Annotated in this window: 23 protein-coding genes and 2 pseudogenes; 7 read left to right on the plus strand and 18 right to left on the minus strand. The window is 57.7% G+C overall.

Annotation, left to right across the window (positions count from 1 at the left end; genetic code table 11):
• Window positions 1-34: 34 nt before the first annotated feature.
• The 8 genes from dagF to LPQ25_RS23415 form a co-directional block, all read right to left on the minus strand.
• Window positions 35-775: a 2-dehydro-3-deoxy-phosphogluconate aldolase gene (gene dagF, locus LPQ25_RS23380; protein WP_002886899.1), complete on the minus strand. Its 741-nt coding sequence runs from the start codon at window positions 773-775 to the stop codon at window positions 35-37.
• Window positions 772-1,890 carry a DgaE family pyridoxal phosphate-dependent ammonia lyase gene (locus LPQ25_RS23385; RefSeq protein WP_004186689.1) on the minus strand — a complete coding sequence of 373 codons (1,119 nt, stop codon included), beginning with the start codon at window positions 1,888-1,890 and terminating at the stop codon, window positions 772-774. Before LPQ25_RS23385 ends, dagF begins: the two co-directional genes overlap by 4 nt.
• On the minus strand, window positions 1,874-3,007 hold the full coding sequence (locus LPQ25_RS23390; protein WP_012737228.1) for an amidohydrolase/deacetylase family metallohydrolase: 1,134 nt from the start codon (window positions 3,005-3,007) through the stop codon (window positions 1,874-1,876). The genes LPQ25_RS23385 and LPQ25_RS23390 overlap by 17 nt, the downstream gene beginning before the upstream one ends.
• Window positions 3,008-3,112: 105 nt before the next feature.
• Entirely contained in the window at window positions 3,113-3,757 is a 645-nt protein-coding gene (locus LPQ25_RS23395) for a DUF4310 family protein (protein WP_004152267.1), read from the minus strand.
• Between the two features lie 13 nt (window positions 3,758-3,770).
• Entirely contained in the window at window positions 3,771-4,547 is a 777-nt protein-coding gene (locus LPQ25_RS23400; protein WP_002886897.1) for a DUF4311 domain-containing protein, read from the minus strand.
• Between the two features lie 21 nt (window positions 4,548-4,568).
• Entirely contained in the window at window positions 4,569-4,868 is a 300-nt protein-coding gene (locus LPQ25_RS23405) for a DUF4312 family protein (protein ID WP_002886896.1), read from the minus strand.
• Window positions 4,869-4,870: 2 nt separating this feature from the next.
• The gene (locus LPQ25_RS23410) at window positions 4,871-5,233 is read right to left on the minus strand and encodes an SFCGS family glycine-rich protein (RefSeq protein WP_002886895.1); all 363 of its coding nucleotides are present in this window, start codon (window positions 5,231-5,233) and stop codon (window positions 4,871-4,873) included.
• Window positions 5,234-5,243: 10 nt separating this feature from the next.
• On the minus strand, window positions 5,244-5,582 hold the full coding sequence (locus LPQ25_RS23415; RefSeq protein ID WP_002886894.1) for a PRD domain-containing protein: 339 nt from the start codon (window positions 5,580-5,582) through the stop codon (window positions 5,244-5,246).
• Window positions 5,583-5,685: 103 nt separating this feature from the next.
• Here LPQ25_RS23415 and LPQ25_RS23420 point away from each other — a divergent pair, with 103 nt between their 5' ends.
• Complete coding sequence (locus LPQ25_RS23420) at window positions 5,686-5,817, plus strand: hypothetical protein (RefSeq protein WP_014908079.1); 132 nt, start codon at window positions 5,686-5,688, stop codon at window positions 5,815-5,817.
• Window positions 5,818-5,871: 54 nt separating this feature from the next.
• On the opposite strand, the gene cybC is transcribed toward LPQ25_RS23420, so the two are convergent.
• Both cybC and pmbA read right to left on the minus strand, forming a co-directional pair.
• Window positions 5,872-6,258: a cytochrome b562 gene (gene cybC / locus LPQ25_RS23425; RefSeq protein WP_002886893.1), complete on the minus strand. Its 387-nt coding sequence runs from the start codon at window positions 6,256-6,258 to the stop codon at window positions 5,872-5,874.
• Between the two features lie 36 nt (window positions 6,259-6,294).
• The gene (pmbA, locus tag LPQ25_RS23430; protein WP_004152265.1) at window positions 6,295-7,647 is read right to left on the minus strand and encodes a metalloprotease PmbA; all 1,353 of its coding nucleotides are present in this window, start codon (window positions 7,645-7,647) and stop codon (window positions 6,295-6,297) included.
• Between the two features lie 95 nt (window positions 7,648-7,742).
• Between pmbA and yjgA the strand changes: the two genes are divergently transcribed.
• Complete coding sequence (gene yjgA, locus LPQ25_RS23435) at window positions 7,743-8,294, plus strand: ribosome biogenesis factor YjgA (RefSeq protein WP_004186686.1); 552 nt, start codon at window positions 7,743-7,745, stop codon at window positions 8,292-8,294.
• A 419-nt stretch (window positions 8,295-8,713) separates the two neighbouring features.
• Window positions 8,714-10,077 (plus strand): IS3-like element ISKpn1 family transposase gene (locus LPQ25_RS23440; protein ID WP_085955203.1). Its coding sequence is split into 2 segments (ribosomal slippage): window positions 8,714-9,182 and window positions 9,182-10,077, totalling 1,365 coding nucleotides; the frame shifts between segments, so codons are not numbered across the junction.
• 505 nt (window positions 10,078-10,582) lie between these two features.
• Here LPQ25_RS23440 and LPQ25_RS23445 read toward each other — a convergent pair.
• Window positions 10,583-10,698, minus strand: a pseudogene (locus tag LPQ25_RS23445) (hypothetical protein).
• A 184-nt stretch (window positions 10,699-10,882) separates the two neighbouring features.
• Between LPQ25_RS23445 and LPQ25_RS23450 the strand changes: the two are divergent.
• Complete coding sequence (locus LPQ25_RS23450; RefSeq protein ID WP_012737226.1) at window positions 10,883-12,091, plus strand: aldose 1-epimerase family protein; 1,209 nt, start codon at window positions 10,883-10,885, stop codon at window positions 12,089-12,091.
• A gap of 43 nt (window positions 12,092-12,134) precedes the next feature.
• Here LPQ25_RS23450 and LPQ25_RS23455 read toward each other — a convergent pair whose 3' ends face one another.
• Together LPQ25_RS23455 and mpl are read right to left on the minus strand one after the other, a co-directional pair.
• Window positions 12,135-12,662 carry a GNAT family N-acetyltransferase gene (locus tag LPQ25_RS23455; RefSeq protein ID WP_002886889.1) on the minus strand — a complete coding sequence of 176 codons (528 nt, stop codon included), beginning with the start codon at window positions 12,660-12,662 and terminating at the stop codon, window positions 12,135-12,137.
• Between the two features lie 68 nt (window positions 12,663-12,730).
• Entirely contained in the window at window positions 12,731-14,104 is a 1,374-nt protein-coding gene (gene mpl / locus LPQ25_RS23460) for a UDP-N-acetylmuramate:L-alanyl-gamma-D-glutamyl-meso-diaminopimelate ligase (RefSeq protein WP_012737224.1), read from the minus strand.
• A 174-nt stretch (window positions 14,105-14,278) separates the two neighbouring features.
• On the opposite strand from mpl, the gene fbp reads away from it, so the two are divergent.
• Window positions 14,279-15,277: a class 1 fructose-bisphosphatase gene (gene fbp, locus LPQ25_RS23465; protein ID WP_002886827.1), complete on the plus strand. Its 999-nt coding sequence runs from the start codon at window positions 14,279-14,281 to the stop codon at window positions 15,275-15,277.
• Window positions 15,278-15,319: 42 nt separating this feature from the next.
• On the opposite strand, the gene yjfF is transcribed toward fbp, so the two are convergent.
• The 4 genes from yjfF to ytfQ form a co-directional block, all read right to left on the minus strand.
• Window positions 15,320-16,318 (minus strand): galactofuranose ABC transporter, permease protein YjfF, encoded by a 999-nt coding sequence (gene yjfF, locus LPQ25_RS23470; protein WP_012737223.1) that lies wholly within the window; start codon window positions 16,316-16,318, stop codon window positions 15,320-15,322.
• Window positions 16,305-17,330 carry a galactofuranose ABC transporter, ATP-binding protein YtfT gene (ytfT, locus tag LPQ25_RS23475; RefSeq protein WP_004177668.1) on the minus strand — a complete coding sequence of 342 codons (1,026 nt, stop codon included), beginning with the start codon at window positions 17,328-17,330 and terminating at the stop codon, window positions 16,305-16,307. The genes yjfF and ytfT overlap by 14 nt, the downstream gene beginning before the upstream one ends.
• Window positions 17,331-17,340: 10 nt before the next feature.
• Window positions 17,341-18,843: a galactofuranose ABC transporter, ATP-binding protein YtfR gene (ytfR, locus tag LPQ25_RS23480; RefSeq protein ID WP_004177669.1), complete on the minus strand. Its 1,503-nt coding sequence runs from the start codon at window positions 18,841-18,843 to the stop codon at window positions 17,341-17,343.
• A gap of 123 nt (window positions 18,844-18,966) precedes the next feature.
• Window positions 18,967-19,923 (minus strand): galactofuranose ABC transporter, galactofuranose-binding protein YtfQ, encoded by a 957-nt coding sequence (ytfQ, locus tag LPQ25_RS23485; RefSeq protein ID WP_002886769.1) that lies wholly within the window; start codon window positions 19,921-19,923, stop codon window positions 18,967-18,969.
• 403 nt (window positions 19,924-20,326) lie between these two features.
• Between ytfQ and ppa the strand changes: the two genes are divergently transcribed.
• Window positions 20,327-20,857: an inorganic diphosphatase gene (ppa, locus tag LPQ25_RS23490; protein WP_002886766.1), complete on the plus strand. Its 531-nt coding sequence runs from the start codon at window positions 20,327-20,329 to the stop codon at window positions 20,855-20,857.
• A 74-nt stretch (window positions 20,858-20,931) separates the two neighbouring features.
• Window positions 20,932-21,114, plus strand: a pseudogene (locus tag LPQ25_RS23495) (hypothetical protein); the annotation flags it as partial.
• 122 nt (window positions 21,115-21,236) lie between these two features.
• Here LPQ25_RS23495 and LPQ25_RS23500 read toward each other — a convergent pair.
• Window positions 21,237-21,581 (minus strand): gamma-glutamylcyclotransferase family protein, encoded by a 345-nt coding sequence (locus LPQ25_RS23500; RefSeq protein ID WP_002886724.1) that lies wholly within the window; start codon window positions 21,579-21,581, stop codon window positions 21,237-21,239.

A 21,581-nucleotide genomic window follows, 5' to 3' on the forward strand; every position in this document is an offset into this window, starting at 1 on the left:
GCTCCTCACCCTTTGAGGGTGAGGGACAAGGGCACTACTTAACTAACTGTTTGGTCATCTCCAGCAGCTGGCGAACATCGGCCGGGCGGGTGTTGCCGCTGGCTTTATCGATAATCGAGCTGTAAATATGCGGGATGATTTTGCTTACCCCGGCATCGAGGGCGATTTTCAGGATCTCGCTGTAGTTTTCCAGATCGATACCGCCGGTCGGCTCGAGCCAGAAATCGTGCGCGGCGCAGGCTTTGGCGACGGCTTCAAACTCGGCGCGGTGCTTCAGGCCGCCCATCGGGAAGTATTTGATGGAGCTGCCGCCCATGTCTTTCAGCAGCGCGATGGCGGTTTCCAGCGGCACAATGCCATCCGCCGCGCCGCTGCTCAGCGGGCCGGTGGAGATCTTCACCATTCCCGGCGTACCGGTGGGAGAGACCAGGCCGTTGACCACCGTCTCGTTCTGCCCGAGCAGCGCGCGGCTGGTAGCCACGCCGGTGAAGACCTGGTTGACGTGCTGCGGCTGCACCTGGCGAGAAATCTCGCTCACCATCGCCGACTGGTTTGGATCGCCTGCCCCCAGCCCGACGGAGAGCGCGTTATCAATAAGCTTCGCGTAGTCGCGCATATCGGCCACCGCGCTGGCGACGTCCGGATAGTTTTTGGAGAGCACGCCGACCAGGACGTGACCTTCCGCCGCGTCGTAAATTTCACGGGCGTTGTCTTTGCTGCCCGCCAGGACGTTCAGGCACACGCGGTCACGGTAAAAGTTTGGGGTCAGTTTCATGCTTGTTTCTCCTTATTCAGAACTTCTGCGATGCGGCGAGCGACCACCTCCAGCTGCTGGGCGTTTACGCTGCGGACATCGGCTTCGATAATGCCTTCATTCGCTTTATAGCCGCGGAAGTAGATGGCGTATTCGCCCTGCTTCAGCGCGTTAACCAGATCGCCGGTCTTCACGCCGGTCGTGACTTCATCAAATTTAATTTCGGCGCGGGCGATATCGCGGCCCGCGCTGTCCCACACCACCCGCGCGGTCACGCCGTTAAGCGCGTTGAGCTGTTCGATAAACGGCGTCATCTTCGCCACCATCTGCTCGCCGCTCTCTTTGCTCGCCGTCAGGTAGTGTTCAATGGCGCAGGTCAGGCCGAGAATGCCCTCTTTACCCACTTTCATCGCCCGGCCAATCCCCATCGACTGGCGCTTAACCCACTCGACGTACTGCGTTTTGCCGATCACCAGCCCGCTGGTCGGCCCTTCAATCGCTTTCGCGCCGCTGTAGATAACCAGGTCGGCGCCCATGCGGTAGTAGCACTGCAGATCTTCTTCCGCCGCCGCATCGACGATCAGCGGCAAGTTATGCTGGCGCGCCACTTCCGCGGCCTGCGCCACGTTGAGCATGCTTTTCTGCACGCAGTGGTGGGATTTGATATACAGAATCGCCGCGGTGCGCGGAGTGATCGCCGCCGCCAGCTGTTGGGCAGAACATTCGTTGGCGTAGCCCGCTTCCACCAGCTTACCGCCGCCCAACGCCACCATCGTGCCAACCGGCGCGCCGAAGTTGACGTTGTGGCCCTTCGGCAACACGATTTCGTTATTCTCAATCGGCGTAACGTGCAGGTTCTCCAGCAGCCAGTCGCTGTCTTTCACCAGCACCGCCGCTACCGACTGGGCAATCCCCGCCGATGCGCAGGAGACAACGGTCGCCCCTTCCACATCCAACAGTTTGGCGATGTACTCGCCGGTTTTATTCACCAGGTCTTTCATTTCAAAGTACTGGTTCATACCGGCCATCGCGGCTTCCACCACTTCCGGGCGCGGCGTGGAAACGCCCAGCGCCGTCATGCGGCCAGAAGTATTAATCACCTGTTTTAAATGGTATTTCTCAAAAATCGAAGGCATGTTCCGCGCTCCCTTGTTCGGTCAGATAGCCTTTGCCCGCGCGGATCGCGGCCAGCGGCACCAGAATGTTGTCAGCCTGCAGGCTCTCTTTTTCGGCATCCACCAGCAGCGTGGGCCGGTGCTCCAGGCGAAATAGCGTTAAATCGGCGTCGAAGCCCACTTCCAGCCGCCCTTTACGCGACAGGCGCAGCCCTTCGGCGGCGCTGACGGTCACGCAGTCAATCACCTGCGGCAGCGTCATGCCGATGGCGAGGAATTTCGACATCACCAGCGCCAGCGAGCGCACCGGGCCGTCGATCCGGTTACGGCAGTAAATATCGGAGCTAATGGTGTGCGGCAGAATGCCCAGCGCAATCGCCCGCCGCGCCACCTCAAAGCTGAAGCTGGCGGTGCCATGGCCGACATCGAGACGCACGCCGCGCTGCAGAGCGCGAGTAATAGAGCTGCGCAGCTCGCCGGCAGGATTCAGAATGCGGTTCGGCTTGCCGTTATAGCAGTGGGTAATGATGTCGCCGCTGCTCAGCAGATCGGCGATTTCATCGAGGTTCGGCGGGTTATTGCCGATGTGCACCATCAGCGGCAGATCGTCGTTTTCCTGCTGAATGGCCTTGGCGTGCGCCAGCGGCGTAATGCCGTTTTCGCCGACGACGCTGCTGCTCATCCGCGCCTTCAGGCCGACGATAAAGTCGGGATGACGCTGCACCGCCTGCTTCACCGCGGCGGCGTCGATATTGGCCATATTGGCCAGCTCATTCTGCGCAATCAGCCCGACGCGGGAGATGTTGAGCAGCGCATAAACTTCCGTCGCCGCTTTACGGGTCAGTTGATAGAAGTCATCGACGTCGTCGGCGCCGGTGCTGCCGGCATCGATCACGGTGGTGACGCCGGTGGCGATGCCGACGCTATCCGGCTCATCGTGATAAATCGGTGAATTCGGGTAGCAGTGAACGTGAGAGTCAATCCAGCCAGCGCTGACGTAAACCTTGCCGTTCAGCTCAATGGTTTTACGGGAGGGCGCGCTAATCTCGCCCAGCGCCGCGATTTTCCCGTCCTGAATGGCGATATCAGTCAGGGTATCGTCGACGAGGCGCGCGCGGCGCAGGAGTAAATCAAACATAGCTATCTCCTGATGAAAAGAGTGTACGGATGGCGGCGTACCGCCTTATCCGGCCTACAAACCGCACTGGCTTGTAGGCCCGATAAGCGCAGCGCCATCGGGCGCTTAGCTAATCGCCACCGGGAAGATGGAACCGAGGATCATCGCCCCGAGGATGGCGCCGCCGGTGATCGGTTTCTGCCAGATGTAGAACAGCAGTGCGCCAACCAGCGAGCCAATCCCGATAGGAATCGAGGCGGTCATTGCGCTGAGGATGATCAAGGGACCGAGGAAGCGGCCGGAGGCGTTACCGGCCCCCATCATCACGTCGGCGCCGTAGGTGGAATCGCTCTGGTTGATGGTGAACTTACGCGCCAGAATGATGATGTAGCCCACCGCCAGGCCGAGGACCAGGCCGGTGACCAGCGACGCGGCGAAGTTCGCCACCGGGAAGACAAAGCCCGCGCCGAGCAGCAGCGCCGGCACGCCAAGACCGATACCAGTCTGTATCGCGCCGCCGATATCGAGGATCCCTACCAGCGACCCTTCGATGATGCGGGCGAACAGGAAGCTGGCGCCAAACGCCGCCACCGCGCCGTAAACGCCGGTATCAATCCCCGACTTCAGCATCGCCACGAAGGCCACTTCGTTAAAGGCGCCGATGCCGTACAGGTAGTACATGTGGGTCCCGGCGAAGACGCCGGAGGAGAGCAGGCCAACAAAGATCGGGAACGACCAGTCGGCATACCAAAAACCTTTATTCTGTTCCATTATCCGGCTCCCGTTACTTGCCGCTGAGTGAGTTGTGGATCATGTCCAGCCAGTTCGGCACGGTCAGATGGAAGGATTCGATCATCTTCATGTCGAAGCCGCGGAAGAAGCCGCTGAGGACAAACAGCGCGACGATGGCCACCATCATCACTTTAGTCACCCGGTTCCAGCCGCTCTCTTCGACGCCTTTACCGATCAGGATCCCCAGCACCAGACCCGGCACGGCGTTACCCATAATCAGCTGTGCGGCGCCGCCGAAAATCGTCGCCCAGAAGCCTGATTTTTTACCGGCATCGATCGCCGCCAGCCAGAAGATCACCGGCATCACGGTGTTTACCAGCAGGTTTGCCGCCGGCACCAGTACCTTAACGGCGGTCACCTGCAGCGCTTCCGGTACGGACGAGGCGGTCAGGTTGAGGAAGGCGACGACAATCATGCCGATGATGCCGCAGGAGATGGCCATTTTTTTCGGATCGTGCAGCGTTTCGCCGACGTTACGATTTTTCAGCATCAGCGCCGCCGCGCCCCAGTTGGGTATAATGCGGTGGTCAACATCCTGGGTGAAGGAGCCTGCTGCAACGGAAGAGGCCCAGGCGTTAAAGAAGAAGCCAAGGCCAAAGGAGAAGTGGGAGGCCGGATCGCCCTCACAGGAATTCAGCTCGCCCAGGGTTCGAAACGCCCCCATCCCCTGCGTGGTGGGGGCATGAAACATGCGTGCCGCTCCGGCGCCCACGCCGACGCCGACCAGGCCGCCGATGATAAGCGATTTTATTAAAATTATCAGGAACATAGTCAGACCTTTTGCTAACAATCAGGTTTGCGTGACGAAATCCACTTTATCGAGATCGATGGCGGTCACGTTGACGGTGACGTCCAGCTCCACGCTGTAGGTCCGTCGTTCACGGCGCAAAAAGAAGAACAGAAACGCCTCTTTTCGTACCGCTTCGCGCGCATGAACAACCGTCACGTCCTGTGGCTCAATACGCAGTAGGATGCGCGAGGATGATTTCATCACCGCAGCCTGCACATGGTTCAGGGCATCGGCGAAGGCCCGTGATTTGCTTTCGCCTTTGCCGGCAACCCTCACCGTGGTGGTGAATTGCTCTTTCATACTTATGCGCCGTATTTCTTTTTCCAGGCTTCTACCAGCCGCTCGCCCAGCTCTTCTTTATCCATAAAGCCGAAGCCCAGCACGTTGCAGCCTTCGTTGATAGCGGTGACGCCCTCATCAATAGAGCGCATACCGTATTTTGCTTTGTAGCCGTATTTGGTCTGGGCGGTGATGGCGCCGGCGCCGCCGCTGCCGCAGAAGGAGATGCCGAAGGTGGCGTTTTCCGCTTTCATTATGTCGCCAAGCTTCATGTCGGCCGCAACGCCAGGGACGACCACAGCACGTGCGCCCGCTTTTTCAGCGCCTGCGGCGACTTTTTGGCCTTTACCCAGACGGTCGCCAATGACTACGGTGATTTGTTCCATGTTTTGCTCCTTACAGGTTATCTTTCGCGACTTCGAAGTGGACGGAGAGCAGCCAGGCCTCTTCATCAGGCAGGTTGCCGAACTGTGCGACCACTTCGCGGGCCAGCATCATTGAATCTTCAGAAATTTCTTCGAACAGACTGGCATCCACTTCCGGTAGCGGTTCGCCGCTGATTGACCGGTGGGCCATGGCCCGCACGTGGGAAGTCAGCATTTGCTCCTGAACGTCGTTAGGGACGATGTCGTGACGGCTTAACAGGGCGAATACCTGCTGTAACATCTTGTCAGCCAGGCGTTCGGTCTGCGCCGCCTGCTCCCCTACGTCGTTTATTACCGCTCCGTTATTCACTTGTGTTACCCCGCTGATGTCTCTGGAAATCAAGGTAGCGCCGGGGGTCAGGAGTTTGTAGCGAGTTGTTTTCCACTTCGAAGTGGAAAGGGAGGCGGCAGGGGTGATCGACCCCACATATTCACAGGGAAAAGGTAAAAACGACGGCTATGGCGTGAGATGTATCACAACAATGAGCGTGGACAAGGCGCCCGCGGCAGCGGAAAGGCCGGAAAAAGAGAGTGGAAAAATGTGATATCGGTAGGCTTTCAGGTGGGAGGCATCGGCTAATGCCTCCCGAAAAGAACGGTTAGCGGTACTTCTTATGATAGGTGTTGCGGGTGGTTTTAAACTCCTCCGCGGCGGCCTGCGCCTCTTTCACCTTGCCTTCGTTCGCCAGCTTCAGCGCACCGTCGATCTGGCCGATCAGAATATCCAGACCGTGACGGTAATCTTTCATCTCAGCGCTGTCGGCCGCTTTGCCTTCCAGCTTCGGCGGGGTCTCTTTCTGAGCATCGACCGCGGCGGTACGCATCTTATTCAGCGCCGCTTTCAGCTCGCCGGCGTCGGAGGTCTTCTGTACCACTTGCAGGTTTTCTGCCAGAGTGTCCATGTCTTCGCCCAGGTCGGCGAAGGCCGACGCTGAACCGAGCGCAAAAGCAGAGACAGCCAGCATCGCTAACAGTTTTTTACGCATTGCTCACTTCCTTTTTATTATTTAAGCAAACAGGTGTTATTGCCCGGCGATTTTCATCTCCGGCAGCAGCACAGAACCGCACTGAATGTTGCTGCGCGTTTCAATATCATCGCCAATGGTCACGATATTACGCCACATTTCTTTCAGATTTCCTGCAATGGTGATCTCACTGACAGGATATTGAATTTCGCCGTTTTCTACCCAGAAGCCGGATGCGCCGCGTGAGTAGTCGCCGGTGACGCCACTGACACCCTGCCCCATCAGTTCGGTAACCACAAGACCGGTGCCCATCTCTTTAAGCATCTTTGCAAAACTCAGGCCGCGGCCGTTAATGCGCCAGTTGTGGATGCCCCCGGCGTGGCCGGTGCTTTTCATCCCCAGCTTGCGCGCTGAGTAATTGGTCAGCAGCCACTGGGTCAGCACGCCGTCTTTGACGATATCGCGACGTTCGGTGCGCACGCCTTCGCTGTCGAACGGCGTGGAGGCCAGCCCTTTCAGCAGGTGCGGATGCTCTTCAATGGTCAGCCACTCCGGCAAAATTTGTTTGCCCAGCGAATCGAGCAGGAAGGTCGATTTACGGTAGACCGCGCCGCCGGCAATCGCTCCGACCAGGTGACCAAACAACCCGGTCGCCACTTCGTTGGCGAAAATGACCGGCGCCTTCATGGTCGACAGCTTACGCGGCGCCAGGCGCGACAGGGTGCGGCGGGCGCACTCTTCCCCGACCCATTCCGGGGACTGCAGATCCTCGATCGCCCGGCCAATGGTGTAGGCGTAGTCGCGCTCCATATCGCCGTCATCTTCCGCAATGACGCAGCTGGAGAGGGAGTGGCGAGTCGAGCAGTAGCTCTGCAGCATGCCATGGCTGTTGCCGAACACTTTAATGCCGTAGTGGCTGTTAAAGCTGCCGCCTTCGGTGTTGGTGATGCGTTTATCGGCCTTCAGGGCCGCTTGCTCCGCGCGGGCGGCCAGTTCGATGGCGTCGTCCGGGGAGACCTCCGCCGGGTGGAACAGGTCCAGATCCGGGGCGTCAAAGGCCAGCAGATCTTTATCGGCTACGCCGGCAAACGGGTCCGGGGAGGTATAGCGGGCGATATCCAGCGCCGCCTGCACGGTGCGGGCGATGGCGTCCGGGCTAAGATCGGTGGAGGAGGCGCTGCCCTTGCGGTTCTGATGGTAAACCGTGATGCCTAATGCCCCATCGCTGTTGAATTCTACATTCTCCACTTCGCCATAGCGGGTGCTGACGCCGATGCCCGTGGTTTTGCTGACGGAAACTTCCGCACCATCAGATTTACCTGCCGCCAGTTCCAGTGCCGTGGTAACGGCTTCTTCCAGCGTCTTACGCTGCTGTGCAACTTGAGAGATGACTTTCATTGCTAATGCCATAATGTAAGAAGGAGTTAACTGAAGTCTAACAGAGAACCGTTTTTCAGTGCGCGCCTTAACTGGTAACATTAGCCTCTTTTTTTAAGGAGCCTGAGATGACAAAGCAGCCCGAAGACTGGCTCGACGACGTGCCCGGTGATGACGTTGAAGATGAAGATGATGAAATCATCTGGGTCAGTAAGAGTGAAATTAAGCGCGACGCGGAAGAACTGAAGCGTCTTGGCGCGGAACTCGTTGACCTGGGGAAAAACGCGCTGGATAAAATTCCGCTGGATACCGACCTGCGCGACGCCATCGAACTCGCCCAGCGAATCAAAAAAGAGGGTCGCCGCCGCCAGCTGCAGCTTATCGGCAAGATGCTGCGCAACCGCGATGTCGATCCGATTCGTCAGGCGCTGGACAAGCTGAAAAACCGTCACAACCAGCAGGTTGCGCTGTTCCACAAGCTGGAGCAGATCCGCGATCGACTGATTGACGACGGGGATGACGCCGTCGCTGAAGTACTGAACCTGTGGCCAGAGGCTGACCGTCAGCAGCTGCGTTCGCTGATCCGCAATGCGAAGAAAGAGAAAGAAGGCAACAAACCGCCGAAATCGGCGCGCCTGATCTTCCAGTATCTGCGTGAACTGGCGGAAAACGAAGGCTAAGTCCCACTGTTTTTGCCCGCAATAGTCTCCCGGATGGCGGCGCGCTGCGCCTTATCCGGGCTACGGCTCCCTGTATATCAAACGGTTACGCAACACCGTAGGCCCGCGCAAGCGCAGCGCCGCCGGGCAAGCTGTACCAGACTCCGTTCCCGTCATTGTGCCGGATGGCGGCTACGCCTTATCCGGCCTACGGAGCCCTGTATATCAAACGGTTACGTAACACCGTAGGCCCGCGCAAGCGCAGCGCCGCCGGGCAAGCTGTACCAGACTCCGTTCCCGTCGTTGTGCCGGATGGCGGCTACGCCTTATCCGGCTTACGGAGCCCTGTATATCAAACGGTTACTCAACACCGTAGGCCCGCGCAAGCGCATGGACTGCACCCCAAAAGTTGGACACCCAACTGAGTAAGGTGCAATTTTATGGCTAAACCAAAGTATTCCCCTGAAACAAAACTGGCTGTGGTTAATCATTATTTGTCCGGTAAAGACGGAGAACAGAGTACAGCCGACCTTTTTGGTATTGAAAGAACATCTGTCCGTCGCTGGGTCAGGGCATGGCAGTTCCACGGTGCAGAAGGCCTGACTGCAAAAAATAATCATTATTCCGATGAATTTAAACTCGTGGTCGTCCGGGCGGTTATCAGTGACCGCCTGACGATGCGTGAAGCGGCTGCCCGGTTTAATCTCTCCGCAGAAATACTTGTCCGGCGCTGGCTCGACGTGTACAACGATGCCGGAGCGGAAGGTCTTTTAAACATGCAATGCGGACGGCCCGGACAAATGACAAAGCCAAAAAATATCCCACCACTGACAGATAAAGAGCTGGAAAAACTCTCCCCCGAAGAGCTCAGGGCCGAACTGCGTTATCTGCGGGCAGAGAATGCCTATCTAAAAAAGTTGAAAGCCTTGGTTCAGAGCGAAAAAAATGGCAAAAAGCCCTGATAATCAGTGAACTAAGGCATGAACACGCTCTGCGGGACCTTCTGCGGGCGGCCGGTATGTCCCGTAGCACGTGGTATTACAATATGAATGCACTGAAGCAAGGGGACAGGTATGCGGGTCTTAAAGAGAACATCAGGAAGATATACCACTATCACAAAGGTCGTTATGGCTACCGCAGGATCACGCTCGCACTGAGAAAACAGGGGCTGCGGATAAACCATAAAACAGTGCAGCGGCTGATGGCAGAACTGTCACTCCGGTCTGTGATAAGGGCGAAAAAATATCGTGCCTGGAAAGGGAGAACGGGCGAGGCCGCGCCCAATATCCTGAGCCGGAACTTCGGTGCGTCAAAAGCCAACGAAAAATGGGTAACAGATGTGACAGAGTTCCCGGTACAGGGAAAAAAGCTTTACCTGTCGTCAGTTCTCGATCTGTTTAACCGGGAGGTTATCGCCTACAGCCTGTCGGAAAGGCCGGTGATGGAGATGGTGAATACGATGCTGGACGGTGCGTTCCCGAAGCTCAGACCGGGAGATGCTCCGCTGCTGCACTCGGATCAGGGCTGGCATTACAGGATGAGGAGCTATCAGGAACGTTTAAAGGCGCATGGGATGACGCAGAGTATGTCGCGTAAAGGAAACTGCCTGGATAATGCAGTGATGGAAAACTTCTTCGGGACCCTGAAATCGGAGTGTTTTTATCTGAGGGAGTTCAGGAGTGTCAGTGCGCTAAGAAAAGCCGTAGAGGACTATATCCATTACTACAACAACGAGCGGATAAGCCTGAAATTAAAAGGCCTGAGTCCGGTAGAGTACCGAACCCAGGCTCTGAGAGCCGCTTAATATGAACCATCCAACTTTATGGGGTCAGTCCAGCAGCGCCGCCGGGCAAGCTGTACCAGACTCCGTTCCCGTCATTGTGCCGGATGGCGGCTAACGCCTTATCCGGCCTACGGAGCCCTGTATATCAAACAGTTACTCAACACCGTAGGCCCGCGCAAGCGCAGCGCCGCCGGGCAAGCTGTACCAGACCCCGTTCCCGTCGTTGTGCCGGATGGCGGCTACGCCTTATCCGGCCTACGGAGCCCTGTATATCAAACGGTTACTCACACCGTAGGCCCGCGCAAGCGCAGCGCCGCCGGGCAAGCTGTACCAGACTCCGTTCCCGTCGTTGTGCCGGATGGCGGCTAACGCCTTATCCGGCCTACGGAGCCCTGTATATCAAACGGTTACTCAACACCGTAGGCCCGCGCAAGCGCAGCGCCGCCGGGCAAGCTGTACCAGACCCCGTTCCCGTCGTTGTGCCGGATGGCGGCTACGCCTTATCCGGCCTACCTTCACCCCAGCTCTAAGGCTTGGGCCAGCAGGGGGATTCCCGTCGCATCGCCTGAATCCCCTCATCCACACGACGATACGTTTGTTTATTGCCTTACTGCCAAGCTGAATCGTTAAAGCTAAAAACAATATAGATCACATATTCTGGTGATAAATACGTATTACATAGCAAGATAATACGACTTCCATCCCATTTAGCCTCAGCAAATCGGCCGTTTTCTCACCAGGTGAGGCGCTTCACATTTTAATCACCCCCATGCCGGTAGATTTCACACGTCAATGACACAATCGATTCAGCAAAAAGGGAATAAAAATGAAAAAGACATTGGTTCTGACGACGTTCGCCCTGCTGGTTTCCGGCTCGGCCGCGGCAAAAACATGGGTGCTGACGAACGCTGAAGAGGGGATGGATAAAGGAAACTGGCAGATCAACAGCGATCAGCTGAAGGTGAAAGATCATGCGTTCAGCATTGAGCAGAAAGTCCTGCACGGCGGTAAGCAGGAAGGCAGCAAAATCCTCACCATTCATAGTAAAGACGGCCTGACCATCACCCTGAGCCCGACACGCGGCATGAACTTGCTGCGTATTGAGGGTTTCGGCAGCCGGATGGGCTGGGATTCGCCGGTTAAAGAGGTCGTCAACCCGGCGTTTATCAACCTGGAAAGCCGCAATGGCCTCGGCTGGCTGGAAGGATTCAACGAGATGATGGTCCGCTGCGGCTATGAATGGACCGGCCATCCGGTGACCGCGGACGGGCAAATTTATACCCTACACGGCAAGGCGGGCAACACGCCGGCCTCTCTGGTGGAGGTGGAGGTGGCCGACAGCGCGCCGTATGAAATCCGCATCCGCGGGCTGGTGAAAGAAAGCACCTTTAAAAAAGCCGATCTGCAGACCCTGACCGAACTGCGCTACGTGCCGGGTAGCAACAGCTTCAGCTTACATGACGTCTTAACCAACCATGCCGACTATCCGCATGATTATCAGATCATCTACCACAGCAACTTCGGCACCCCGATCCTCGAAGAAGGCGCGCGCTTCCTCGCCCCGATGTCCAGCATCAGCCCGTTCAATGATTACGCGAAGAGCGGGTTAAAAACCTGGCAGACCTATCAGGGACCGACCAAAGATTTTGACGAGATGGTATTTAATATTCAGCCGCTGGCCGATGAAAATCACCAGACCCTGGCCGCGGTGGTCAACAAAGCGGGCGATAAAGGGGCCTCTATTCAGTTTGATACCCGTCAGCTGCCGGTCCTGACGCTGTGGAAAAACACCGATACCGTCAAGCAGGGCTATGTCACCGGTATCGAGCCGGGGACCAGCTACGCCTATCCGGTGACCATTGAACGCGAGCAAAAACGCGTGAAGCAGCTGCAGCCGGGCGCCAGCGCGCAGTTTGATCTAACCTACACCCTGCTGCACGATAGCGCCCAGGTAGCCGCCGTTGAGCAGAAAATCGCTAAGATTCAGGGCGATAACAAAGTCGCGGAGAACGAGACGCCGATCGCCAAAGAGTAACAGCGCCGCCAGTCGAATGCCCGGAGCGGTACGCCGAGCCGGGCTACTCCCGCCCCATCACCTCGTGCCCGAGATCCCGGGCAAACTGCTGATACTGCCGCTCATCGATCGGCTGCGGGTAGCTCAGCACCAGCAGCTCATGATCCGCAATGCCCTGATGATAGCTCGGGTGATGATGCGCCCAGGGATTAGCATGGAACCCCATCGACTGATAAAAGCGCAGCCGTTTATGGGCGATGGCCGTGGTTAGCGGATCGATTTCCAGAATGGTCAGCGGGGCGCGCGTCAGGATCTGCGCCAGCAGCTGTTTACCATAGCCGCGGGAGCGCAGCGTGTCGTCGATGGCCAGATGTTCGATATAACCGTAGCCGGCAAACTGCCAGCAGCCGCTGAGGCCGACAAAGACGCCTTCATCGAACCATGCTTCCAGCGCGTAGCGCGGGTGGCTCAGCGCCTGACGTTTGGCCTCGCTTTCGCGCTGCTCGTGCCACGGAAAGGCGCGCGCGTAAAGCGCGTCCAGCATGGCGAAATGGGGCGAGTCGGTAGAACGTACGCTTTCGCAGGTCAGCATCACACAATTCCTGGTAGCTAAAACAAAACTGCCCTCACGCGGAGGGCAGTGACCGGAGGCGTACGCGCTTATTCAGCCGCGGCCGCTTTTTGCGCCAGCTTATCCAGCAGCTTCTGATGAATGCCGCCGAAGCCGCCGTTGCTCATCACCAGGATATGGTCGCCCGGGTGGGCGGTTTTGACCACCATCTCCGCCAGGGTATCGACGTCGGCGCTCCAGTGGGCCGGCTGGACGCAGGCTTCCGCCACTTCCGCCACCTGCCACGGAATATGCTGCGGCTGCAGGAGGAACACTTCATCGGCGCGGCCGAGAGACGGCGCCAGATCGTCCTTGCAGACGCCCATTTTCATGGTGTTAGAGCGCGGCTCCAGCACGGCGAGAATGCGCGCGGTACCGCCTACTTTACCGCGCAGCGCCTGCAGCGTGGCGAGGATTGCCGTTGGATGATGGGCGAAATCATCATACACGGTGACGCCGTTGGCTTCGCCGCGCAGCTCCAGGCGACGGCGGGCGTTGATAAAGCTGCCCAGCGCGTTCGCGGCATCCGCCGGCAGCACGCCGACGTGACGCGCCGCGGCAATCGCCATCAGGCCGTTATGCATATTATGCTCGCCGACCAGCGCCCACTTCACTTCGCCGACCTTTTCGCCGTCGAGTAAGACTTCCCACTGCGAGGCGTCGGCGTTCAGTTTTTTCGCCTGCCAGTGGCCCTGCTCGCCCACCAGCTCCTGCTCGCTCCAGCAGCCCATCGCCATCACCTGCTTCAGGTTGATGTCGTTCTCCGGCAGGATAATTTTGCCTTTGCCCGGCACGATGCGCACCAGATGGTGGAATTGTTTCTGAATCGCCTTCAGGTCATCAAAGATGTCCGCGTGGTCGAACTCAAGGTTGTTGAGGATCAGCGTCCGCGGGCAGTAGTGAACAAACTTGGAGCGCTTGTCGAAGAAGGCGCAGTCATATTCGTCGGCTTCAATGACGAAGAACGGGCTGTCGCCCAGGCGCGCGGAGACGTCGAAATTGCCCGGAACGCCGCCAATCACGAACCCCGGTTTATAGCCGCAGGCATCAAGGATCCAGGTCGCCATGCCGGCAGTGGTGGTTTTGCCGTGGGTCCCGGCGACGGCCAGCACCCAGCGATCGCGCAGCACGAAGTCGTGCAGCCACTGCGGGCCGGACATATAGGGAATATTATTTTCCAGCACCGCTTCAACGCACGGGTTGCCGCGAGTCATGGCGTTACCGATGATCACCAGGTCCGGCCGGGGCTCCAGCTGGCTGGGGTCATAGCCCTGAATTAAATCAATCCCCTGGTTTTCCAGCAGGGTGCTCATCGGCGGATAGACGTTAGCATCCGACCCCGTTACCTCATGACCGAGGGAGCGCGCCAGCATGGCCAGCCCCCCCATAAACGTGCCACAGATTCCTAAAATATGAATGCGCATTCGTCATTTCCTTTTCTTATCCGGGCACATTTTACCCATATCCCGGGCCCTGGCGAAATGCATTTCAGGCGAATCTGTATTTTGCTGGCGCGATTCACCTGTGCGCACTTTTTTGATTCTTTGTTAAGATTGTTGCGTTCGTTTTACTCAACATAAAAATGCAGGGAACGAGTTATGAAAACGTTAGGTGAGTTTATTGTTGAAAAGCAGCACGAGTTCTCCCACGCCACCGGTGAGCTGACTGCTTTGTTGTCAGCAATAAAGTTGGGCGCCAAGATCATCCACCGCGATATCAACAAGGCCGGTCTGGTCGATATCCTGGGTGCCAGCGGTGCTGAAAACGTTCAGGGCGAGGTTCAGCAAAAACTCGATCTGTTCGCTAATGAAAAATTAAAAGCCGCACTGCGAGCACGCGATATTGTTGCCGGGATCGCCTCTGAAGAAGAAGATGAGATTGTCGTCTTCGAAGGGTGTGAACACGCCAAATACGTGGTGCTGATGGACCCTCTGGATGGCTCCTCTAACATCGACGTTAACGTCTCTGTCGGTACGATCTTCTCTATCTACCGCCGCGTGACGCCTGTCGGCACGCCGGTGACAGAAGAAGACTTCCTGCAGCCGGGCAACAAGCAGGTGGCCGCGGGCTATGTGGTCTACGGATCGTCGACGATGCTGGTGTATACCACCGGCTGCGGCGTTCACGCCTTCACCTACGACCCGTCCCTTGGCGTCTTCTGTCTATGCCAGGAGCGCATGCGCTTCCCGGAGAAGGGCAATACCTACTCCATCAACGAAGGCAACTACATCAAATTCCCGCAGGGCGTGAAGAAGTACATTAAGTACTGTCAGGAAGAGGACAAAGCGACTCAGCGTCCTTATACCTCACGCTATATCGGCTCGCTGGTGGCGGACTTCCACCGCAACCTGCTGAAAGGCGGCATCTATCTCTATCCGAGCACCGCCAGCCACCCGGAAGGCAAGCTGCGCCTGCTGTATGAATGCAACCCGATGGCCTTCCTCGCCGAACAGGCGGGCGGTAAGGCCAGCGACGGTAAAGAGCGTATTCTGGATATTATCCCGGAAAGCCTGCATCAGCGTCGCTCCTTCTTCGTCGGCAACAACCACATGGTAGAAGACGTCGAGAACTTTATTAAAGCGTTCCCGGACGCCTAAGCGCCCTGCCCGCTCCTCCCGCGCCTGCGGGAGGAGCATTTCTTAGCGACTCCCCGCCCCGCTCACCCGCGTCACCGCCGCATTTTGCCGATTTTCCCACAGCACGGTCAGACCACGCTGCAGCGCGATAAAGATAAACAGCAAAATGCCGATGGCGATTTTCGTCCACCATGAGCTGAGGGTGCCGTCGAAGTTGATGTAGGTCTGAATCAGCCCCTGGATCGCCACCCCGAACAGCGTTCCCAGCACGGTACCGACGCCACCGCTTAGCAGCGTACCGCCGATCACCACCGAGGCAATCGCATCCAGCTCGACGCCGACGCCCGCCAGCGCATAGCCCGCCTGGGTATAAATGGAAAAGACGATCCCAGCCAGCGTCGCCAGTCCGGTGGAGAGCATATAGATACGGATCGTGGCGCTGCGAGTCGAAATCCCCATCAGATTCGCCGACGTGGCGTTGCCGCCGATGGCATACACCAGGTTGCCAAAGCGGGTGCGATGGGCGACAAAAATACCGGCCACCACCACCAGCAGCATCAGCAGTCCCATGGCGCTGAGACGACCGCCGCCGGGAATGGTCCATGCCAGCCCGGACAGGGTGTCGTACACTGGGTGGTTAATCGGAATCGACTCCTCTGACACCAGATAGCTCACGCCGCGCAGGAAGAACATGCCGGCGAGGGTGATGATAAAGGCCGGGATCTTCAGGGCGTCAATCAGCAGCCCCATAAACGCGCCGAAGGCGCAGCCCATCACCAGCACCAGCGGAAAGGCCACCAGCGGCGAGATTCCCCAAAAGCCAATCGCTTTGGCGAGGAAGACGCCGGTAAAGGCGATCACCGACCCCACCGACAGATCGATCCCGCCGGAGAGGATCACGAAGGTCATGCCCACGGCGATGATCCCGAGGAAGGCATTATCCGTCAGGATATTGCAGATCACCCGCGTTGAGGCAAAACCGGGGAACTGAGTCAGGCAGTAGAGGTAGCCCAGCACAAACACCGCAAGGGTGATCATCAATGGTAAATTACGTTTTATCACGGCCGCGTACCCCTTTCAGTAAACCGATAAAGCGCGGCGACTGGACAATCAGTACGCACAGCACCACCACCGCTTTCACCACCTGGTTGAGCTCCGGCGGGAAGCCGGAGAGCAAAATCCCGGTGTTCATTCCCTGGATAATCAGCGCCCCCACCACCGAGAGCAGCAGGTTAAAGCGCCCGCCCATCAGCGAGGCGCCGCCGATGACCACCGCCAGAATGGCGTCCAGCTCAAGCCATAGCCCGGCGTTATTGGCATCCGCGCCGCGGATGTCCGCCGCCACGATGATCCCGGCGATCGCCGCGCAGACGCCGCTCAGGACATAGGCCAGCATCACCACGATGCGGGTATTGACGCCGGCGTTTTTCGCCGCGCGGATGTTGATCCCTACCGCCTCAATAAACATGCCCAGCGCCGTTTTACGGGTAAACAGCCAGAACAGCAGCAGCGTAGCGGCGGCGACGATCACCGGCGTCGGAAACAGCAGAAACGATCCGCTGCCGAGCCACGCCAGGGCCGGGGAATCAAAGGTGACGATCTGCCCGGCGGTGATCAACTGCGCCACCCCGCGCCCGGCCACCATCAGGATCAGCGTCGCCACAAAGGGCTGGATCTTAAGGACCGCCACGAGGATGCCGTTCCACAATCCGGCCAGCGCGCCCGCGGCCAGCGCGGCCAACAGCACCACCGGCAGGCTGTGCCCGGCGACGGTCATCGAGGCGGCCGTCGCGCCGGCAATCGCCATCACCGCCCCTACCGACAGGTCGATGCCGCCGGTGGCGATCACCAGCGTCATGCCAATCGCCAGCAGCGCCACCGGCGCGGCGCGGTTGAGAATATCGATCGGGCTGCCAAACAGGCGGCCATCCTGGAGCACCACCTGATAAAAATGGGGCGCCACCAGGCTGTCTACCAGCAGAACCAGCAGCAGGGCAATAATCTGCGGGGTGCCCTTCGGCCAGGTGAAGCGTCGCTTCTCCGGGCCGGTTTGCGAAAGAGATCGAGGCATCATGGGTTACTCCTTATGCCGCAATAGCGTTCATGATCGCCGGAACAGAGAGCTCGGCGAGCGGGATCTCCGCCACCTGTCGGCGATCGCGCAGGATAATGACCCGATCGGCGTAACCCACCAGCTCCTCCAGTTCAGAAGAGATAACCAGCAGCGCCAGGCCATCGGCGCAGAGGGTTTCAATCAGGCGAATAATTTCCGCATGGGCGCCGACGTCGATGCCGCGGGTCGGCTCATCGAGGATTAGGAACTGCGGTTTGGTCAGCAGCCAGCGGGAGAGCAGCACCTTCTGCTGGTTGCCGCCGGAGAGAAACTCGATCGGCTGCTCGGCGCTCGGGGTACGGATCCCCAGCTGGCGAATAAAGCGCTCGGCGATCTCATTCTGCTCCCGGCGGGGGATCGGCCGCAGCCAGCCGCGCTGCGCCTGCAGGGCGAGAACGATATTTTCCCGCACCGAGGCAGCGGCGATAATGCCGTCGGTTTTGCGATCCTCCGGACAGAAGCCGATCCCGAGGCAGGACGCCTGATGCGGGGAGCGCAAGGTCTGAGGTTTGCCTTTGATCCACGCCTTCCCGCTGTCCGCCGTTTTAATGCCGAAGATCACCTCGGCGGTTTCCGTGCGTCCGGAACCCAGCAGGCCGGCGAGGCCTACAATTTCGCCCGGGCGGACCTGCAGGTCGAATGGGGCGATGGTTCCTTTTTTACCGTAGCCTTCAAACGCCGCTACCGGTTTATCGCTCAGCAGGGTACGGCCCGCCCGCTGCAGGGCATTGTGGTCCAGTTCGCGACCCAGCATCATTTTCACCAGCTCAATCTGCGGCAGCTCGCGGGTCTCACGGCAGCCCACAAATGTGCCGTTACGCAGCACGGTGATGCGGTCGCTGACCGCATAGACCTGGTCGAGAAAATGGGTGACGAAGATCAGGCTGACGCCGTTATCCCTGAGCTGGCGCATCAGGGTGAACAGCATCTCCACCTCCTGGGTATCGAGGCTGGCGGTGGGCTCGTCGAGGATCAGCACCTTGGCCGACAGGTCGATGGCCCGACAGATAGCGACGATCTGCTGCATCGCCACCGAAAAGCGGTTCAGCGGCTCGCGCACGTCGAGGGAAAAGCCGTAGGAGGCCATCAGCGCCGTCGCCCTGGCCTCCATCTCTTTACGTCGCAGCAGACCAAACCGCCGCGGCTCACGGCCGATGAACAGGTTATCCGCCACCGACATATTGGGCAGCAGGTTCACTTCCTGGTAGACGGTGCCGATCCCCAGCTGCTGGGCATGGGCGGTATTTTTGGGCGAAATAGCCTGGCCTTCCAGCCAGATAGTGCCGCGATCGGCATGGTAAACGCCGGTCAGCGCTTTGATCAGCGTCGATTTTCCGGCGCCGTTTTCGCCCAACAGGGCCATGATTTCGCCGCGCCGCAGGCTAAAGTTGACGTTATCCAGCGCCTTAACGCCGGGGAAGAATTTACTAAGTCCTTCGGTGCGAAGGATCTCCTGGTGTGCCTCGGCGCTCATAATCGATGTCACCTTCAAATGATGTCAGGTTACCCCGGGTCGCGCTGGGCTTCCCGGGGTTTCTGGAACGCTGCTTTTTACCCTCTCCCATCGGGGAGAGGGATGGAATGAGGGGCTCCCCACTCAGTAGCCCATATTTTTCTTCTTCTCTAACTCTTCTTTCGCCGTATCCGGCAGATACAGCGTCGATTTGGTGATGGTCAGCTTCTCCGGCAGGGTGCCGTCTTTTTTATATTTCTCCAGCGCATCGAACGCCGGGCCGGCCATATTTGGCGTCAGCTCGACGCTGGCGTTGGCTTCTCCGGCGATCATCGCTTTATAGATATCCGGCACGCCGTCGATGGAGCCGGTCAGAATATCTTTGCCCGGCTTCAGGCCAGCTTCTTTAATGGCCTGGATGGCGCCGATGGCCATATCGTCGTTATGAGCGAACACCATGCAGATGTTTTTGCCGTTATTCTCAGCTTTGATAAAGCTCTCCATGACCTCTTTCCCTTTACTGCGGGTGAAGTCGCCGGACTGGGAGCGGATAATTTTGATATTCGACGCTTTGGCAATCGCGTCGGCGAACCCTTTCTTACGATCGATGGCCACGCTGGCCCCAACGGTGCCCTGCAGTTCAACGACGTTGCACGGCTTACCGTCGACGGTTTTCACCAGCCAGTCGCCAATCAGCTGGCCTTCCAGCACGTTGTTGGCGGTCACGGTGGTCATGTAGAGATCTTTATCTTTAACATCAATGGAACGGTCGAGGAGGAAAACCGGGATCTTGGCCTCTTTCGCCTCTTTCAGCACCGGTTCCCAGCCGGTAGCCACCACCGGCGCAATGAAGATCGCGTCGACCCCTTGAGCAATAAAGGAACGTACTGCTTTGATCTGGTTTTCCTGTTTTTGCTGACCATCAGCGATCTTCAGGGTGATACCGCGCTTGGCGGCCTCCTCTTTCGCGACGCTGGTTTCCGCCGCACGCCAGCCGGATTCAGAACCGACCTGCGAAAAACCTACGGTTAGCGGGGCAGCTATCGCCATAGACGACATAGCTGCGGAAACTGCTGTGACAAGAAGTAAGCGCTTCCACATAAGGGTATCCTCGTAGGGTTATTGTTGGTTAAAGTCTCACCTGCGGACAAACTATAGACAATCGGTGATGTAACTGAATGCGTTACATCACACTTCAAAAAAGTAAATGAGATGTTAATGATGGCCCTACTGCCCAGCGGAGAGCCGATAAGGCTTCGCAGGGAGCGCGGCTGTTGCGGTTTATGACGTTTTTTTAAGCAGTATGATAAATCAATCACATGCAATGAAAACGGTTACATAAATTTATTCATGATGTGGCTATGTTTATGGATTTTCATGTCATTATTACGCGAAAAATTCGGAGCACTCTGCGGCGATATCGGGAAAAAGAAGCGAAGACTTTCGATGTGAGTTGGCTATAATACCGAGCACTTGTTTGCCATACATTTTAAAGGAAACAGACATGAGCTTACTCAACGTACCTGCGGGCAAAGATCTGCCGGAAGACATCTACGTCGTGATCGAAATCCCGGCGAACGCAGATCCTATCAAATACGAAGTCGACAAAGAGAGCGGTGCACTGTTCGTTGACCGTTTCATGTCCACGGCAATGTTCTATCCGTGCAACTACGGCTACATCAACCACACCCTGTCCCTGGACGGCGACCCGGTTGACGTGCTGGTCCCGACTCCGTACCCGCTGCAGCCGGGCTCCGTGATCCGCTGCCGTCCGGTTGGCGTTCTGAAGATGACCGACGAATCTGGTGAAGATGCGAAACTGGTTGCCGTACCGCACACCAAGCTGAGCAAAGAATACGATCACATCAACGATGTGAACGACCTGCCGGAACTGCTGAAAGCCCAGATCACTCATTTCTTTGAGCACTACAAAGATCTGGAAAAAGGCAAGTGGGTTAAAGTCGACGGTTGGGACAACGCGGAAGCGGCGAAAGCCGAAATCGTTGCCTCTTTCGAGCGCGCTAAGCAGAAGTAATTCTGTCTCAGGCAGGGTCATCCCCTGCCTGATTGCGGCACGGATAGCCGCGATAACACCATGGAGGGTGTCCCGTGAAAAGCGTTCGCTATTTCACCCTTAACTTTTCTGGCTTCACGACCGCCGCCTGTGAAAAACAGGGGTATCTGCGTCTTATCGCCGGCGACCATATCTTTTATACCGATAAACGCTATTTTAACGACCCCTCGCTTTTTGACCACCTGACGATCAATCAGCCTTTGCATCCTGGCGCCCGTAGCTATTGCTCGCGCTGACGATGCTGGCTTCCGTGAAGTGGATGGTGAAGGATTATCTTCCGCTCTGGTAAGAAGGTGGGCGCAGGAAAAAACAACGCCACCCGAAGGTGGCGCTGTCGTGGTTAATACTGGTCGCGATCCAACCAGTTGCCGTTCGCTATCAACGTACAACCCTCAACGGAACGTTGATAGACATACATCCATGCGCTGCCGTAAGGCGTCTGAATCAGGTGGCGCGCATACTCGCCCCCCTTGGTGCGCAGCGCATCCAGTTCGGCCAGCGTCGATGCATCAATACGATAAACTTCACCATGTACTGTGCCTTCGCCGGGCACCGCGCCTGGATAGTGGCCCAGGCTGTACAGCTGATAATCGTCGACACTATGAGCGCCCAGCCACTGGGCGTTGGTCATCCAGTGGCTGTTGCCTTGTTTGCGTCGTAAACTGCCGTAAACAAATATTCGCAT

The organism is Klebsiella sp. KPN54798, assembly GCF_021184225.1.
Taxonomy (GTDB): Bacteria; Pseudomonadota; Gammaproteobacteria; order Enterobacterales; family Enterobacteriaceae; genus Klebsiella; species Klebsiella pneumoniae.